The organism is Rhizobium sp. P32RR-XVIII (assembly GCF_012641395.1).
Classification (GTDB): Bacteria; Pseudomonadota; Alphaproteobacteria; order Rhizobiales; family Rhizobiaceae; genus Rhizobium.
The window spans coordinates 83396-98864 of the sequence record NZ_JABAIH010000012.1 but is presented as its reverse complement, the minus strand read 5'-3'; the positions used below and the strand labels follow the sequence as shown (position 1 = coordinate 98864).

At 61.0% G+C, this 15469-nt stretch carries 17 protein-coding genes; 14 read left to right on the top strand and 3 right to left on the bottom strand.

Features of this window, described 5'->3' with window-relative positions; all coding sequences use genetic code 11:
• Positions 1-138 precede the first annotated feature (138 nt).
• The 11 genes from HGP14_RS26170 to HGP14_RS26120 all read left to right on the top strand — a co-directional run bounded on the left by HGP14_RS26170 (position 139) and on the right by HGP14_RS26120 (position 9434).
• Complete coding sequence (locus tag HGP14_RS26170) at positions 139-459, top strand: septum formation initiator family protein (protein WP_168832794.1); 321 nt, start codon at positions 139-141, stop codon at positions 457-459.
• A gap of 146 nt (positions 460-605) precedes the next feature.
• Positions 606-1652 (top strand): pyruvate dehydrogenase (acetyl-transferring) E1 component subunit alpha, encoded by a 1047-nt coding sequence (gene pdhA / locus HGP14_RS26165; RefSeq protein WP_168832793.1) that lies wholly within the window; start codon positions 606-608, stop codon positions 1650-1652.
• Between the two features lie 15 nt (positions 1653-1667).
• Positions 1668-3047 (top strand): pyruvate dehydrogenase complex E1 component subunit beta, encoded by a 1380-nt coding sequence (locus HGP14_RS26160; protein ID WP_168832792.1) that lies wholly within the window; start codon positions 1668-1670, stop codon positions 3045-3047.
• Between the two features lie 15 nt (positions 3048-3062).
• Positions 3063-4409 carry a pyruvate dehydrogenase complex dihydrolipoamide acetyltransferase gene (locus tag HGP14_RS26155; RefSeq protein ID WP_168832791.1) on the top strand — a complete coding sequence of 449 codons (1347 nt, stop codon included), beginning with the start codon at positions 3063-3065 and terminating at the stop codon, positions 4407-4409.
• Positions 4410-4428: 19 nt separating this feature from the next.
• Entirely contained in the window at positions 4429-5070 is a 642-nt protein-coding gene (locus HGP14_RS26150) for an SGNH/GDSL hydrolase family protein (RefSeq protein WP_168832790.1), read from the top strand.
• A gap of 145 nt (positions 5071-5215) precedes the next feature.
• Positions 5216-6682 (top strand): dihydrolipoyl dehydrogenase, encoded by a 1467-nt coding sequence (lpdA, locus tag HGP14_RS26145; protein WP_168832789.1) that lies wholly within the window; start codon positions 5216-5218, stop codon positions 6680-6682.
• A gap of 53 nt (positions 6683-6735) precedes the next feature.
• Complete coding sequence (locus tag HGP14_RS26140; RefSeq protein WP_168832788.1) at positions 6736-6990, top strand: GlsB/YeaQ/YmgE family stress response membrane protein; 255 nt, start codon at positions 6736-6738, stop codon at positions 6988-6990.
• 12 nt (positions 6991-7002) lie between these two features.
• A complete protein-coding gene (locus HGP14_RS26135) occupies positions 7003-7251 on the top strand; it encodes a GlsB/YeaQ/YmgE family stress response membrane protein (protein ID WP_168832787.1) in 249 nt (82 codons plus the stop codon).
• An 87-nt stretch (positions 7252-7338) separates the two neighbouring features.
• A complete protein-coding gene (gene lipA / locus HGP14_RS26130) occupies positions 7339-8310 on the top strand; it encodes a lipoyl synthase (RefSeq protein WP_168832786.1) in 972 nt (323 codons plus the stop codon).
• 95 nt (positions 8311-8405) lie between these two features.
• Positions 8406-8978 (top strand): AAA family ATPase, encoded by a 573-nt coding sequence (locus tag HGP14_RS26125; RefSeq protein WP_168832785.1) that lies wholly within the window; start codon positions 8406-8408, stop codon positions 8976-8978.
• A gap of 9 nt (positions 8979-8987) precedes the next feature.
• Entirely contained in the window at positions 8988-9434 is a 447-nt protein-coding gene (locus HGP14_RS26120) for a type II toxin-antitoxin system RatA family toxin (RefSeq protein ID WP_168832784.1), read from the top strand.
• Positions 9435-9448: 14 nt separating this feature from the next.
• Here HGP14_RS26120 and HGP14_RS35715 read toward each other — a convergent pair whose 3' ends face one another.
• The 3 genes from HGP14_RS35715 to HGP14_RS26105 all read right to left on the bottom strand — a co-directional run bounded on the left by HGP14_RS35715 (position 9449) and on the right by HGP14_RS26105 (position 11542).
• Positions 9449-9751 (bottom strand): hypothetical protein, encoded by a 303-nt coding sequence (locus HGP14_RS35715; protein ID WP_168832783.1) that lies wholly within the window; start codon positions 9749-9751, stop codon positions 9449-9451.
• Between the two features lie 67 nt (positions 9752-9818).
• Complete coding sequence (locus tag HGP14_RS26110; protein WP_168832782.1) at positions 9819-10325, bottom strand: CinA family protein; 507 nt, start codon at positions 10323-10325, stop codon at positions 9819-9821.
• Positions 10322-11542, bottom strand: a complete 1221-nt coding sequence (locus tag HGP14_RS26105; protein WP_168832781.1) for a bifunctional 2-C-methyl-D-erythritol 4-phosphate cytidylyltransferase/2-C-methyl-D-erythritol 2,4-cyclodiphosphate synthase — start codon at positions 11540-11542, stop codon at positions 10322-10324. The genes HGP14_RS26110 and HGP14_RS26105 overlap by 4 nt, the downstream gene beginning before the upstream one ends.
• A 143-nt stretch (positions 11543-11685) precedes the next feature.
• Between HGP14_RS26105 and dusB the strand changes: the two genes are divergently transcribed.
• Genes dusB through ntrC form a run of 3 tightly spaced genes read left to right on the top strand, consistent with a single transcriptional unit; the run spans position 11686 to position 15295 of the window.
• On the top strand, positions 11686-12708 hold the full coding sequence (gene dusB, locus HGP14_RS26100; RefSeq protein ID WP_312862184.1) for a tRNA dihydrouridine synthase DusB: 1023 nt from the start codon (positions 11686-11688) through the stop codon (positions 12706-12708).
• Positions 12708-13847: a nitrogen regulation protein NR(II) gene (locus HGP14_RS26095; RefSeq protein WP_246704584.1), complete on the top strand. Its 1140-nt coding sequence runs from the start codon at positions 12708-12710 to the stop codon at positions 13845-13847. Before dusB ends, HGP14_RS26095 begins: the two co-directional genes overlap by 1 nt.
• The gene (gene ntrC / locus HGP14_RS26090; protein WP_168832779.1) at positions 13844-15295 is read left to right on the top strand and encodes a nitrogen regulation protein NR(I); all 1452 of its coding nucleotides are present in this window, start codon (positions 13844-13846) and stop codon (positions 15293-15295) included. The genes HGP14_RS26095 and ntrC overlap by 4 nt, the downstream gene beginning before the upstream one ends.
• The last annotated feature ends 174 nt before the right edge of the window (positions 15296-15469 follow it).

Here is a 15469-nt window from a genome sequence, read left to right as displayed (position 1 = left end):
CGCTTAGAACTCAACGATTTGAAACCCGCGTCCGACCGGCGCGGGTTTTTCTTGTCCGGAAAATTCATAGTCAACGGACGGTTAATCTCTCGGGGGTAGGCTGATCGGACTAGGTAATGCGTCAGAGCAAGTGTGCGTATGTGGACAAAGCATCATAAGAAGAAAAAGATCGGCCGTTTGGTCGTTCCGGCGATGACCGTCGCCTTTCTCTCCTACTTCGGCTATCATTGCATTCATGGCGACTACGGTCTGCGCGCGACGGAAGTTTTCGAGCAGCGCCGCATTGCCCGCGAACGCGATCTTGCGGCGCTCAAGGCGAAGCGCGAACATCTCGAGCAACAGGTCGCGCTGTTGAGCGACGGCTCGCTGGACAAGGATATGCTGGATGAGAAAGCGCGCTACCAGCTGAACATGTCGCGCGCCGACGAGATCGTGATCTTCAATTCCTACGCCAATTAACCGAAAATCGGTTAATCGATGATTTTCGAGTATTATCAGTAGTTTACCTCAGAATACGAGCCATGCATTTATGGCATTGCTGTGGCTATATTTCTTCCCTATGGTACGCGCCACCCAATAAACGACAAACCCATAGGGAGGGTTGAATGGCGCCGCGAAAGAACGCGACCGTTTCCAGCCGTAAAGCCAGCACAAAATCCGCAACCAAGGCCTCTAATGGTGGCCCCGTTGCCGACTTCAATCGCGACGAGGAGCTCAAAGCCTATCGTGAGATGCTTTTGATCCGCCGTTTCGAGGAAAAGGCCGGCCAGCTTTACGGCATGGGTTTTATTGGTGGTTTCTGTCACCTCTACATCGGCCAGGAAGCCGTCGTCGTCGGCATGCAGATGGCGCAGAAGGAAGGCGACCAGGTTATCACCGCTTATCGTGACCACGGCCATATGTTGGCAACCGGTATGAACGCGCGCGGCGTCATGGCGGAACTGACCGGACGCCGGGGCGGCTATTCCCGAGGGAAGGGCGGCTCCATGCACATGTTCTCCAAAGAGAAGAACTTCTACGGCGGCCACGGCATCGTCGGCGCACAGGTTTCGCTGGGCACCGGTCTCGCTTTCGCCAACAAGTATCGTGGCAACGACTCTGTGAGTGTCGCCTATTTCGGCGACGGTGCTGCAAACCAGGGCCAGGTTTACGAGAGCTTCAACATGGCAGCACTCTGGAAGCTGCCGATCATCTATATCGTCGAAAACAACCGTTATGCCATGGGCACCTCGACCGCCCGCGCGACGGCACAGTCGAATTACTCGCTGCGCGGCTCGGGCTTCGGCATTCCGGGCATCCAGGTTGACGGCATGGATGTCCGCGCCGTCAAGGCAGCTGCGGACGAGGCTCTGGAGCATTGCCGCTCCGGCAAGGGCCCGATCATCCTCGAAATGTTGACCTACCGCTATCGCGGTCACTCGATGTCCGACCCGGCGAAGTATCGCTCGAAGGAAGAAGTGCAGAAGATGCGCTCCGAGCAGGACCCGATCGAGCAGGTAAAGGCCCGTCTTATCGAGAAAGGCTGGGCTTCCGAAGACGATCTGAAGGCGATCGACAAGGACGTCCGCGATATCGTCGCCGACAGCGCCGATTTCGCCCAGAACGATCCGGAGCCGGATGCATCCGAGCTCTACACCGACATTCTGCTTTAATCGGGGAGGGAACCCATGCCTATCGATATTCTCATGCCCGCCCTCTCTCCGACGATGGAAGAAGGCACGCTTTCCAAGTGGCTCAAGAAGGAAGGTGACAAGGTCACCTCCGGCGACGTGATCGCCGAGATTGAAACCGACAAGGCGACGATGGAAGTCGAAGCCGTTGACGAGGGCGTTATCGGCAAGCTGCTGGTTCCGGCCGGCACTGAAAACGTCAAGGTCAATGCCAAGATCGCGGTCCTCCTGCAGGATGGCGAGTCGGAGTCCGACATTTCGGCCGCTCCTGCTGCCCAACCCGCGCCGGCCGCTGCGGCCCTGCAAGTCGAGGAGAAGCCTGCCGCCGCTGCTCCGGTTCCCGCTGAGCCGAAGGCGACCGTTCCGAGCGATCCGGATATCCCGGCCGGTACCGAAATGGTGTCGATGACCGTTCGTGAAGCCCTGCGCGACGCGATGGCCGAAGAAATGCGCGCCGACGACAGCGTCTTCGTCATGGGCGAAGAAGTTGCCGAATACCAGGGTGCCTACAAGGTGACCCAGGGCCTTCTGCAGGAATTCGGCGCCCGCCGCGTCGTCGATACCCCGATCACCGAGCACGGCTTTGCCGGCGTTGGCGTTGGTGCTGCGATGGCCGGCTTGAAGCCGATCGTCGAGTTCATGACCTTCAACTTCGCCATGCAGGCGATCGACCAGATCATCAACTCTGCTGCCAAGACGCTCTATATGTCCGGCGGCCAGATGGGCGCCCCGATCGTCTTCCGCGGCCCAAACGGCGCTGCTGCCCGCGTTGCCGCGCAGCACAGCCAGGACTACGCCGCATGGTACAGCCATGTTCCGGGCCTCAAGGTCGTCATGCCTTACACGGCGGCAGACGCGAAGGGCCTGCTCAAGGCGGCGATCCGCGATCCGAACCCGGTCATTTTCCTTGAAAACGAAATCCTGTACGGCCAGCACTTCGACGTTCCGAAGCTCGACAACTTCGTGCTGCCGATCGGCAAGGCACGCATCCATCGCCAGGGCAAGGACGTGACCATCGTTTCGTGGGGCATCGGGATGACCTATGCTACAAAGGCGGTCGCTGAACTCGAAAAGCTCGGCATCGACGTCGAACTGATCGATCTTCGCACCATCCGTCCGATGGACCTGCCTGCTGTCATCGAATCGGTCAAGAAGACTGGGCGTCTGGTCACCGTCGAGGAAGGCTATCCGCAGTCGTCCGTCGGCACGGAAATCGCCACCCGCGTCATGCAGCAGGCGTTTGACTATCTCGACGCGCCGATCCTGACGATCGCCGGCAAGGACGTTCCGATGCCCTACGCCGCCAATCTCGAGAAGCTGGCCCTGCCGAACGTCGGCGAAGTTGTCGATGCCGTGAAGGCCGTTTGCTACAAATAAGGGGAGGGTATTTCGATGCCTATCAACATCACAATGCCTGCCCTTTCTCCGACGATGGAAGAAGGCAACCTGGCCAAGTGGCTCGTCAAGGAAGGCGATACCGTCAAGTCCGGCGATGTGATCGCCGAGATCGAGACCGACAAGGCGACGATGGAAGTCGAAGCCGTCGATGAAGGCACAGTTGCCAAGATCGTCGTTCCGGCTGGCACCGAAGGCGTCAAGGTCAACGCGCTGATCGCCGTTCTTGCCGGTGAAGGCGAAGACGTTGGTGCTGCAGCGAGCGGTGCTGGCTCGGCTGCACCGGCTCCGAAGGCTGAGGCCGCTGCCGCGCCCAAGGCCGAAACCGCTCCGGCGCAGTCCGCGCCTGCGGCGGCTCCGGTACCGGCAGCAGCCCCCCCGGCAGCGTCGGTCGATGCCAATCGCACCTTCTCCTCGCCGCTCGCACGGCGCCTCGCAAAGGAAGCCGGGATCGATCTCTCCGCGGTTGCCGGCTCCGGTCCGCACGGTCGCGTCGTCAAGAGCGACGTCGAAGCCGCCGTTGCCGGTGGTGGCGCCAAGGCCGCACCGCCTGCTGCCGCTGCACCGCAGGCTGCCGCAGCTCCGGCTCCCGTCGCCAAGGGCGCTTCCGAAGAGGCCGTTCTCAAGCTCTTCGAGCCGGGCTCCTACGAGCTCGTGCCGCACGACGGCATGCGCAAGACGATTGCCCGCCGTCTGGTGGAATCGAAGCAGACTGTTCCGCACTTCTACGTCACAGTCGACTGCGAGCTCGATGCGCTGCTGGCGCTTCGTACCCAGCTCAACGACGCTGCGCCGAAGTCGAAGGACGGTGTTCCGGCCTACAAGCTCTCCGTCAACGACATGGTCATCAAGGCCATGGCGCTCGCGCTGCGCGACGTTCCGGATGCCAACGTCTCCTGGACCGAGAGCAACATGGTCAAGCACAAGCATGCCGATGTCGGCGTCGCTGTGTCGATCCCGGGCGGCCTGATCACTCCGATCGTCCGCAATGCGGAAACGAAGACGCTGTCGGTCATCTCCAACGAGATGAAGGATCTCGGCAAGCGCGCCAAGGACCGCAAGCTGAAGCCCGAGGAGTACCAGGGTGGTACGACGTCGGTCTCGAACATGGGAATGATGGGCGTGAAGGATTTTGCTGCCGTCATCAACCCGCCGCATGCGACCATCCTTGCCGTCGGTGCGGGCGAGCAGCGCGTCATCGTCAAGAAGGGCGAAATGGCCATCGCGACCGTCATGAGCGTCACGCTTTCGACCGATCACCGTTGCGTTGACGGTGCGCTCGGTGCCCAGCTGCTGCAGGCCTTCAAGGGCTACATCGAAAACCCGATGGGCATGCTCGTTTGAGCACTGAGCGGAGACGGAAATGACGAAGACCGTTCTTTGCTATGGCGACTCGCTGACCTGGGGATACGACGCCGAGACGATCGGCCGCCACGCCTATGAGGACCGCTGGCCAAGCGTGCTGCAGGCAGCGCTCGGCAGCGAGGCGCGTATCATTCCAGAGGGCTTGAACGGGCGGACCACCGCTTTCGACGATCACCTCGCCGATTGCGACCGCAACGGGGCGCGCGTCCTGCCGACAATCTTGCAGACGCATGCACCGCTTGATCTCGTCATTATTCTGCTCGGGACCAACGACATGAAGCCGGTCGTGGCAGGTTCGGCTTTTGCCGCCTGCCAGGGCATCGCGCGTCTGGTCCGGTTGATCCGCAACCACGCCTGGCCCTTCGAACTTGACGGGCCGGATATTCTGATCGTGGCACCGCCGGCGATCTGCGCGACGGGCAATGTGCCCTTCGCAGCATCGTTCCCGGGCGGTGTCGAGGAATCGGCGAAACTGGCGACGCTTTATCGTGACCTTGCCGACGAACTCGGCTGCGGCTTCTTCGACGGTAATTCCGTCGCCAAGACGACGCCGATCGACGGCATTCATCTCGATGCCGAAAATACCCGCGCTCTCGGGCGCGGCCTGGAATCGATCGTGCGGATGATGCTGGGGCTCTGATCATGGCCTCCTTCGTCGCGCTGCGGCGGGCGGAACGGCGAGCGCGGCGGAGGCCGCGCAGACGCTGTGGCGCTTTTTGAAAAACAGCAGGAAACACGAGTGGGTGCTTTTGACCCGCCACGCCCGATAACAAAGGCAGGAAAATATGGCTGAGAACTACGACGTCATCATCATCGGCTCCGGACCGGGCGGCTATGTCGCCGCTGTGCGCGCTGGTCAGCTGGGATTGAAGACCGCGATCGTCGAACGCGAGCATCTGGGCGGCATCTGCCTGAACTGGGGCTGCATTCCGACCAAGGCGCTACTGCGCTCGGCCGAAATTCTCGATCATTCGAACCATCTGAAGGAATACGGCCTCGTTCTCGAGGGCACCGTCAAGCCGGACACCAAGGCCGTCGTCGCCCGCTCGCGCGCCGTTTCCGCCCGCCTGAATGCCGGTGTCGGCTTCCTGATGAAGAAGAACAAGATCGACGTCATCTGGGGCGAGGCGAAAATCACCAAGGCTTCGACCGGCGCTCAGCCGGGCGAAATCGTCGTCTCGAAGTCCTCCAAGCCGGTGGTCGAGCCGCAGCATCCGCTGCCGAAGAACATCAAGAGCCAGGAAGGCACCTATACCGCCAAGCACATCATCGTCGCGACCGGCGCCCGCCCGCGCGCGCTGCCCGGCATCGAGCCGGACGGAAAGCTGATCTGGACCTATTTCGAGGCACTGAAGCCGGATGTCCTGCCGAAGTCGATGATCGTCATGGGTTCTGGCGCAATCGGTATCGAGTTCGCGAGCTTCTATCTGTCGATGGGCGTCGATGTGACGGTGGTCGAAATCATGCCGACAATCATGCCGGTCGAGGATGCGGAAGTGACCGCAATCGCCCGCAAGCAGCTGGAAAAGCGCGGCATGAAGATCTTCACCAGCGCCAAGGTGGCGAAGGTCGAGAAGGGTGCCAACAGCGTCACGGCACATGTCGAGACCGCTGACGGCAAGGTGCAGCAGATCACCGCGGATCGCATGATCTCAGCCGTCGGCGTTCAGGGCAATATCGAGAATCTCGGCCTTGAAGCGCTCGGCGTGAAGACCGATCGCGGCTGCGTCGTCGCCGATGGCTACGGCAAGACGAATGTCCCGGGTATCTACGCGATCGGCGACGTCGCCGGCCCGCCGATGCTTGCCCACAAGGCGGAGCATGAAGGCGTCGTCTGCATCGAGAAGATCGCCGGCGTTCCGGGCGTTCATCCGACCGACAAGGGCAAGGTTCCGGGCTGCACCTACTGCCAGCCGCAGGTGGCTTCCGTCGGCCTGACGGAAGCCAAGGCCAAGGAATCGGGCCGTGAGATTCGCGTCGGCCGCTTCTCCTTCGCCGCCAACGGCAAGGCGATCGCGCTCGGCGAAGACCAGGGCCTCTGCAAGGTCATCTTTGACAAGAAGAGCGGCGAACTCCTGGGCGCGCACATGGTCGGCGCTGAAGTGACCGAACTGATCCAGGGCTTCGTCGTCGCCATGAACCTGGAGACGACGGAGGAAGAGCTGATGCATACGATCTTCCCACATCCGACCGTTTCCGAGACGATGAAGGAAGCGGTGCTCGACGCTTACGGCCGGGCGCTCAACGCTTGATAATTTCCTTTTCCGCCCTCTATCCCAGGTGGAAAAAACGAAAGGAAATCATCATGTCGATTGAGACGCAGGCACTGCTCATCTTCCTCCTGATCGGCCTCGTCGCGGGCTTTCTCGCGAGCCTGGTCGTCGGTGGGGGCGGATTGATACGGTGCCTGCTCAGCGGCGTTATCGGCGCGTTTGTGGGCGGGTTTCTGTTCAATGCTTTGGGCATATCGCTCGGCATTGAAAATGCGTTGGTCGTGCAGATCATTCACGCCACGGTCGGCGCCATCGTCGTGGTGCTGATCGCAAGGGCGATAGCCTGAGGTAGGGCGACTATGGAAGGTGTGGGCTGGATAGCGGCAATCATCATCGGCGGTCTTGCGGGCTGGCTCGCTGGCAAGCTGATGGAGGCGCGGTATGGCGTTCTGTTGAACATCGTGCTCGGAATCGTCGGTTCGGTCGTCGCGACCGCCATTCTGGCGCAGTTCCACATCGAAGTGGCCGGAGGACGGCTCGGCTATTTCATTACCGGCTTTCTGGGCGCCTGCCTGCTGATATTCCTCGCGCGGCTCGTCCGGCGATAATGCGCGCGGCTCAATTGTAAGAGCCGGGCAAAAAGCTTATGTGCAGACTGATGAAGCCGCATGGGGCGGCGGAAAGTTGAAACTGCAATGGTAACCATTCTCGACACGATCAATCCCGACGCCAAGCGCGTGCGGCATCCGGAAAAGGCGCATCGCCCCGATACGGAAGTCCTGCGCAAGCCGGACTGGATCCGCGTGAAGGCTCCGACCTCGAAGGGCTATGCGGAGACGCGCTCGATCGTCAAGGAACACAATCTCGTCACGGTCTGCGAGGAAGCCGGCTGCCCCAACATCGGTGAGTGCTGGGACAAGAAGCACGCGACCTTCATGATCATGGGCGAGATCTGCACGCGCGCCTGCGCTTTCTGCAACGTCTCGACCGGCAAGCCGAATGCCCTCGACATGGCCGAGCCCGAAAATGTCGCGAAGGCCGTCAAGCAGATGGGCCTTTCCCACGTCGTCATCACCTCGGTCGACCGCGACGACCTGGAAGACGGTGGCGCCGAACACTTCGAGAAGGTGATCTGGGCGATCCGTGCAGCATCGCCGGAGACGACCATCGAGATCCTGACCCCGGACTTTCTGAAGAAGCCGGGCGCGCTGGAGCGCGTTGTTGCCGCCAAGCCGGATGTCTTCAACCACAATCTGGAAACCGTGGCGGGGAACTACCTGACGGTTCGCCCGGGCGCCCGCTACTTCCACTCCATCCGCCTGTTGCAGCGCGTGAAGGAGCTCGACCCGACCATGTTCACCAAGTCCGGCATCATGGTCGGCCTGGGCGAAGAGCGCAACGAAGTCCTGCAGCTGATGGATGATCTGCGCACAGCAGATGTCGACTTCCTGACGATCGGCCAGTACCTGCAGCCGACCCGCAAGCACCACAAGGTCGAGCGGTTCGTCACCCCGGATGAATTCAAGTCCTACGAGACGGTGGCCTACACCAAGGGCTTCCTGATGGTGGCTTCGAGCCCGCTCACCCGGTCTTCCCACCACGCCGGCGACGACTTCGCCCGCCTGAAGGCCGCCCGCGAGAAGAAGCTGCTTGTAGCGGCGGAATAATCAACGAAGGCTTGCATTTTCAAAGAGCCGCGGCGATGTTGCCGCGGCTTTTTTGTTTCTTGCCTAAACGCAGCGCCAACGGGGAGCTATCGAGGATGCCGGCATATATCAACGATATGAGCCATGGCGCTGGCATCTTGCGCCGAGCGGATCGCATCATGGTGATCGGTTGTTCCGGCGGCGGAAAAAGTACGCTCTCTCGCCGGATCTGCGATCGCCTCGACATCCCCTATGTCTCCATGGATCGCGAGTTCTATTGGCTGCCAGGTTGGGTGAAACGCGAAAAAGCGGAGGAGAGGGCGCTAATCGCCGAAACAGTGGCGCGTGAGCGCTGGCTCATGGATGGCAGCGGATCGTCGACCTTCGATCTCAGGCTGCCGCGAGCGCAGATGGTGGTCTGGGTGCGCGTTCCCCGCTGGCGCTGTCTACTCGGCGTGACGAAGCGGGCCTTCCGCTATCTGGGTAAAACCCGGCCGGACATGGCGCCAGGCTGCGTCGAGCGCGTTCCTGACCGGGAATTCCTCTCCTACATCTGGAATTTCGAGAAGCGCTTTGTGCCTCACATTCTGGCGCAATTGCAGAGACATGGAGCGGACATTCCGGTTTTGCAGCTGAAAAGCCACGCGGAAATGCGCCGCCTTCTTGATCTTCTTGGTTCTCCCGCTTAACTGCCCTTCATGCCGCAATTCGAAACCCACCACCGCGTTCCGCACTCTGCCGAGCAAATGTTCGATCTTGTTGCCGATGTGGAACGCTATCCGGAATTCTTGCCGCTCTGTGAAGCCTTGAGCATCCGCAGCCGCAAGGAGCGCGATGGGAGGATCTTGCTGATTGCCGATATGACGGTCGGCTACAAGGCGATCCGCGAGACCTTCACAACGCAGGTCTTGCTCAACAAGGCGGAACAGCTCATCGACGTCAAATACATCGACGGGCCCTTCAGATATCTCGACAACCGCTGGCGCTTCGAGGATGTCCCCGGCGACGGCTGCACGATCCATTTCTTCATCGACTACGAGTTCAAAAGCCGTGTTCTGGGCGCGCTGATGGGCTCGATGTTCGACCGCGCCTTCCGAATGTTCTCGGAGGCGTTCGAAAAACGAGCCGAAGCGATCTACCAGTAGGTCAGACGGCGCACTTACCGATCGGGGTAGTACCGATATGCCGGATAGGCATATGCCCCTCTGTCGATAAAGCCCCGCCGAGACAGGCAACTCCTCAACGCCGCATTGTAATAAAGGCTATACGGATACGGCGAACCTCTCCACCAGGACGATGCTTCGTACTGGCAATATGGAAGCGCCCGGTTGTAGTGCGCGAGCACGACCGGGTCAGAGTCGACGCGGACCTGTCCGAAATATGTTTCGTAGTTCGAAGGCGATTCGGCCGCGGATATGCAGCCCAGACTCAAAGCAACTCCCAATGCAGCCAAATACCTCATCGACGTGGTCCCTTTGTGTGGCTCCACTCAAGAATTGGCGCTGGTCCTCATTCTTTCAAGCCCCTGACTATGCGTCATTTTCTTCCAACTCGATCAACATTTCGAGCGCCGTCAGGACGGCGGCCAGACGGACCTTGTCCCGGCCGATATCGCCGTAGAGCATCTTGCGATGGTTGAGCGTACCGCTGCGCGACTTGGCCGCCAGATGAACCAGTCCCACCGGCTTCTCTGGCGTGCCGCCGCCCGGTCCGGCAATGCCGGTCACCGCGACGGCAACGTCGGCACCAGAGCGGAAGAGGGCGCCGTGCACCATCTGCCGCGCGGTCTGTTCGGAGACAGCGCCGAAGCCTTCGAGCGTCCGTTCCTGGACGCCGAGCAGCTCGACCTTCGCCGTATTGGTGTAGGTAACGAAGCCGCGATCGACGACCGCCGAGGAACCCGAGATTTCCGTCAGCGCCCCGGCGATCAAGCCGCCGGTGCAGGATTCGGCCGTGGCAAGCATTTTCTTCGCGGCTGTGAAATCGCGGACAATCTTCTCGGCGAGCGAAAGGATGTCGGCCGTGAAGATGCTCATCGTTTCGCTCCGCGATAAACCACGGTTGCCGTTGCGATCGCCGCGATGCCTTCGCGGCGGCCAACAAAGCCGATCTTCTCGTTCGTCGTCGCCTTCACCGAGCAGCGATCGATCGAGATTCCGAGAAATTCGGAAAGATTGGCGCGCATTGCCTCGCGGTGCGGACCGATTTTCGGCGCTTCGGCTATCAGCGAGACGTCAGCATTCATGATCGTTCCGCCGTTATCCCGCACGATTGTCGCTGCGTGTTCAAGGAAGATGCGCGAGGACGCGCCCTTCCACTGCGGGTCTGATGGCGGAAAATGATCGCCGATATCGCCGGCGCCGCAGGTGGCCAGCAGCGCATCGGTCAGGGCATGCAGGGCGACGTCCGCATCCGAATGGCCCTTGAGCCGCTGGTCATGCTGAATGAAAACCCCGCAAAGAATGACGCCGTCGCCGGCCTCCAACTGGTGTACGTCATAGCCGTTGCCGGTGCGGACATCCGGCAGCAGCGGCGACGAAAGCCGGTTGTCGGCCAAGGCAATGTCCCGCTTGACCGTCAGTTTCACGTTGTCGGCAGCTCCTTCGACAATCGTGACAGGGATGCCTGCCCATTCGGCGATGGAAGCGTCGTCGGTGAAATCCGTGCGGCCAATCTCGCTTGCCTTTTCATGTGCGTCGAGGATGGCGTCAAAGGCAAAGGATTGCGGCGTCTGGGCGGCAAAGAGCTGCGCACGCGACACAGTTTCCAGGACCGTGCCGGCGCGGTCGGCGCGCTTCAGCGTGTCGGCAACGGGCATTGCGGGCAACACCGCCGGTGCACCCTCGGCCAACGCATCGGCTATTCGGTCGAGAAGCAGGTGATCGAAGAACGGCCGAACGGCATCATGAACGAGCACGTGGGTGATGCCCTTGTTTTTCAGATGCCTCAATCCCGCAAGAACAGACTGCTGTCGGGTTGCCCCACCGTGAACGGTTTCGATCGGCGTGGCAGAAAGGATTTGCCGGAATGCCTTTGCGAAGAGCGCCTCGTCGTCGGGATGGATGACGACGACGATTTGGGCCGCATGCTCCCATGTCATGAAGTTTTCAAGCGTATGGGCGATAATCGGCTTTCCGCCGATCATGCGGTATTGCTTCGGGCCTTCTTCAGGCGCGCCGGCCCGCTCGCCACGCCCGGCGGCGACAATGACAATTCCAGCTGATATTGGTTGCTTCGAGTGCATCTGCGGCATAATTCCCTAAAATATGCAGAAGGCGGCTTTCAGCTCTATCGCCTCGGCGGTCCGCTTTCCAGCATTTGCCCGAAAAATATCAATTGTTACGGAAGCCCCTTGGCAAGAGCGTTGAGTATGGCTAAAAATCGTGCAGTAACATTGTGTGCCTGAAAGATAATCAATTGCATTCCATCAATCTTGCCGCGCCCTTGCAGATCGGAAATGTCTCCGTGCGCAACCGCGTTGCGCTGGCGCCGATGTCTGGCGTCACCGACATGCCCTTCCGCCAACTCGCCTGGCGTTATGGCGCCGGTCTGGTGGTGACCGAGATGGTAGCAAGCCGGGAGCTAGTGAACAACACGGCCGAATCCTGGTCACGTCTGAAGGCGGCCGGCTTCAAGCCGCATATGGTGCAGCTTGCCGGGCGCGAGGCGCATTGGATGGCGGAGGCTGCAAAGATTGCCGCTGGCAGCGGCGCTGACATCATCGACATCAACATGGGCTGCCCGGCCAAGAAGGTGATCGGCGGCTATTCCGGCTCTGCGCTGATGCGCGATCCCGATCATGCGCTGGGCCTTATCGAGGCGACGGTGAAGGCGGTCGATATCCCGGTCACGCTGAAGATGCGGCTCGGCTGGGACGAAAATTCGCTCAACGCCCCTGACATCGCCAAACGCGCCGAAGATGCAGGCGTGAAGCTGATCACCATCCATGGCCGAACCCGTATGCAGTTCTACGAGGGCAAGGCTGACTGGAATGCGATCCGCGCCGTTCGCGATGTGATTTCGGTCCCGCTGATCGCAAATGGCGATGTCGAGACGCATGACGATGCTCAGGAGATCCTTCGCCGCTCGGGCGCCGATGCAGTCATGATCGGCCGGGGTTGTCAGGGGCGCCCATGGCAGGCAGGCGTGCTGGCAGGCGAAGCCGGTCCCGCGACAAGCGCGGTTCCCGACATTGTCGTCGAGCACTACGAGATGATGCTGGACTTTTACGGAGCCGCAACGGCGATCCGCCACGCGCGCAAGCATCTTGGCTGGTACCTCGAGCGTTTCGCGCAGTCGCTACCAGCTGCAGAGAAGGCGGCAATCATGACGTCGCAAACGCCCGGAGACGTCATCGCGCGCCTGCGTGACGCACTGGCGGGCGGGTTGGAGCTTTCAGAAAGCCGGGAGGCGGCATGATGGACAAGGGCCAAGCCGATCAAACCGGCGGAGCAGTCGCGATGGCGGTGCTCAACGCAATTCAAAACCCGGTCGTGATGGTCGACGAGGCGGGCTTGATCGCCTTCGCCAACTGGGAGGCGGAAGCGTTTTTTGGCGCCAGTGCATCGCACCTCGCGCGCTACAAGATTTCCACGTTTATCCCGTTCGGCAGCCCGCTGCTGGCCTTGATCGATCAGGTGCGTGAACGCAAGGCGCCGGTTAACGAATATCGCGTCGACCTGAGCTCGCCCCGTCTTGGCCAGGACAAGCTGGTCGACCTCTATGTCGCGCCGCTGGTCAGCGAGCCCGGATCCGTCGTGATCGTGTTCCAGGAGCGCTCGATGGCCGACAAGATCGACCGCCAGCTGACGCATCGGGCAGCCGCACGATCCGTGACGGGCCTCGCCTCGATGCTCGCGCACGAGATCAAGAACCCGCTGTCCGGCATTCGCGGCGCGGCGCAGCTTCTCGAGCAGTCGGTCGTCGATGACGACCGCTCGCTGACGAGGCTCATCTGCGACGAGACCGATCGCATCGTATCGCTGGTTGATCGGATGGAAGTGTTCTCCGACGAACGGCCGGTCGATCGGGTACCGGTCAATATCCATTCCGTGCTCGATCATGTGAAGGCGGGGGCAAAGGCGGGATTTGCCCGGCATATCCGCATCACCGAGAGCTACGATCCGTCGCTGCCCGCTGTCTACGCCAACCGTGATCAGCTTGTGCAGGTCTTCCTGAACCTCGTCAAGAACGCGGCCGAAGCGGTCGGAGACCGGCAGGACGGCGAGATCCTGCTGACGACCGCCTATCGCCCCGGCATCCGCCTGTCCGTCGCCGGAACCCGCGAGAAGATCTCGTTGCCGCTGGAGTTCTGTGTACAGGACAACGGACCCGGCGTGCCTGCTGACTTGCTGCCGCATCTGTTTGATCCGTTCATCACCACGAAAACAAACGGCAGCGGACTTGGTCTTGCGCTGGTCGCCAAGATCATCGGCGATCACGGCGGCATCATCGAATGCGACAGCCAGAACAACAAGACGACGTTCCGCGTCCTCATGCCGGCATCCAAGGATGCCTCGGCCGAAGACGCGGCAAACCCCACAGGAACTTCTCGATGACAGCAACGATCCTCGTCGCAGATGATGACGCGGCCATCCGTACCGTGCTCAATCAGGCGCTCAGCCGTGCGGGTTATGATGTCCGCATCACCTCCAACGCTGCCACTCTCTGGCGTTGGGTGTCTGCAGGAGAAGGCGATCTTGTCGTGACCGACGTCGTGATGCCGGACGAGAATGCCTTCGACCTGTTGCCGAGAATCAAGAAGGCGCGCCCCGAACTGCCGGTTCTCGTCATGAGCGCGCAGAACACCTTCATGACCGCCATCAAGGCATCCGAGAAGGGGGCCTACGACTATCTTCCGAAGCCCTTCGACCTCACGGAGCTCATCGGCATCATCGGCCGGGCGCTTGCCGAACCGAAGAAGAAGCCGGCGAAGCTCGATGAGGACATGCAGGACGGCATGCCGCTTGTCGGCCGCTCCGCGGCCATGCAGGAAATCTATCGCGTTCTCGCACGCCTGATGCAGACGGACCTGACGCTGATGATCACGGGTGAATCGGGTACCGGCAAGGAGCTCGTGGCACGCGCCTTGCACGACTACGGCAAGCGCCGGAACGGTCCGTTTGTCGCCATCAACATGGCGGCGATCCCTCGCGACCTGATTGAATCCGAGCTGTTCGGTCACGAAAAGGGCGCCTTCACCGGCGCTCAGACCCGCTCCACCGGCCGCTTCGAACAGGCCGAGGGCGGCACGCTGTTCCTCGACGAAATCGGCGACATGCCGATGGACGCGCAGACACGCCTTCTGCGCGTACTGCAGCAGGGCGAATATACGACCGTCGGCGGGCGTACGCCGATCCGCACGGACGTTCGCATTGTCGCAGCGACCAACAAGGATCTGAAGCAGGCGATCAACCAGGGTCTGTTCCGCGAGGATCTCTACTATCGTCTGAATGTCGTGCCGTTGCGGCTGCCGCCGTTGCGCGACCGCGCGGAGGATATTCCCGATCTCGTCCGGCACTTCATCCAGCAGGCGGAGAAGGAAGGGCTTGGCACCAAGCGCTTCGACCAGGAAGCTATCGAACTGATGAAGGCCTATGCCTGGCCGGGCAACGTCCGCGAGTTGGAGAACCTCATCCGCCGCCTTGTCGCACTTTATCCACAGGATGTGATCACCCGCGAAATCATTGAATCAGAGCTTCGGTCCGACGTCCCGGACAGCCCGATCGACAAGAGCCCGATCCGTGCGGGATCGATGACGATCGCGCAGGCCGTGGAGGAAAACATGCGGACCTATTTCGCAAGTTTCGGCGAAAATCTGCCGCCTTCCGGGCTTTACGACAGGGTTCTGACCGAGATGGAGTATCCGCTCATTCTTGCGGCATTGACTGCCACACGCGGCAACCAGATCAAGGCGGCAGACCTGCTCGGCCTCAATCGCAATACCTTGCGCAAGAAGATCCGGGAACTCGGTGTCTCTGTCTACCGGAGCTCCCGTACAGCTTGACAACCCAGCAGCGTGCGTTGCATTTTCGCCACAATGCGTTGCTTAAAGGCCACGCATGGGGATTGGAATCGCAGTGCTTCGAAGCCTTTGATGGCGGCGCTCGTTGTTCGGCGGAATTTCGCTGGAATGTTGAGGCATGCCGGAGCTTTGCATAGCGATCCAGAACCGCTCGAT

Coding starts and splice junctions, on each gene's coding strand:
- HGP14_RS26140 (WP_168832788.1), top strand. CDS start 6,736: ATGTCGATTGAGACGCAGGCACTGCTCATCTTCCTCCTGATCGGCCTC.
- HGP14_RS26095 (WP_246704584.1), top strand. CDS start 12,708: ATGGACAAGGGCCAAGCCGATCAAACCGGCGGAGCAGTCGCGATGGCG.
- HGP14_RS35715 (WP_168832783.1), bottom strand. CDS start 9,751: ATGAGGTATTTGGCTGCATTGGGAGTTGCTTTGAGTCTGGGCTGCATA.
- HGP14_RS26125 (WP_168832785.1), top strand. CDS start 8,406: ATGCCGGCATATATCAACGATATGAGCCATGGCGCTGGCATCTTGCGC.
- HGP14_RS26150 (WP_168832790.1), top strand. CDS start 4,429: ATGACGAAGACCGTTCTTTGCTATGGCGACTCGCTGACCTGGGGATAC.
- pdhA (WP_168832793.1), top strand. CDS start 606: ATGGCGCCGCGAAAGAACGCGACCGTTTCCAGCCGTAAAGCCAGCACA.
- HGP14_RS26170 (WP_168832794.1), top strand. CDS start 139: ATGTGGACAAAGCATCATAAGAAGAAAAAGATCGGCCGTTTGGTCGTT.
- HGP14_RS26155 (WP_168832791.1), top strand. CDS start 3,063: ATGCCTATCAACATCACAATGCCTGCCCTTTCTCCGACGATGGAAGAA.
- HGP14_RS26160 (WP_168832792.1), top strand. CDS start 1,668: ATGCCTATCGATATTCTCATGCCCGCCCTCTCTCCGACGATGGAAGAA.
- lpdA (WP_168832789.1), top strand. CDS start 5,216: ATGGCTGAGAACTACGACGTCATCATCATCGGCTCCGGACCGGGCGGC.
- HGP14_RS26135 (WP_168832787.1), top strand. CDS start 7,003: ATGGAAGGTGTGGGCTGGATAGCGGCAATCATCATCGGCGGTCTTGCG.
- HGP14_RS26105 (WP_168832781.1), bottom strand. CDS start 11,542: ATGCCGCAGATGCACTCGAAGCAACCAATATCAGCTGGAATTGTCATT.
- ntrC (WP_168832779.1), top strand. CDS start 13,844: ATGACAGCAACGATCCTCGTCGCAGATGATGACGCGGCCATCCGTACC.
- HGP14_RS26110 (WP_168832782.1), bottom strand. CDS start 10,325: ATGAGCATCTTCACGGCCGACATCCTTTCGCTCGCCGAGAAGATTGTC.
- HGP14_RS26120 (WP_168832784.1), top strand. CDS start 8,988: ATGCCGCAATTCGAAACCCACCACCGCGTTCCGCACTCTGCCGAGCAA.
- lipA (WP_168832786.1), top strand. CDS start 7,339: ATGGTAACCATTCTCGACACGATCAATCCCGACGCCAAGCGCGTGCGG.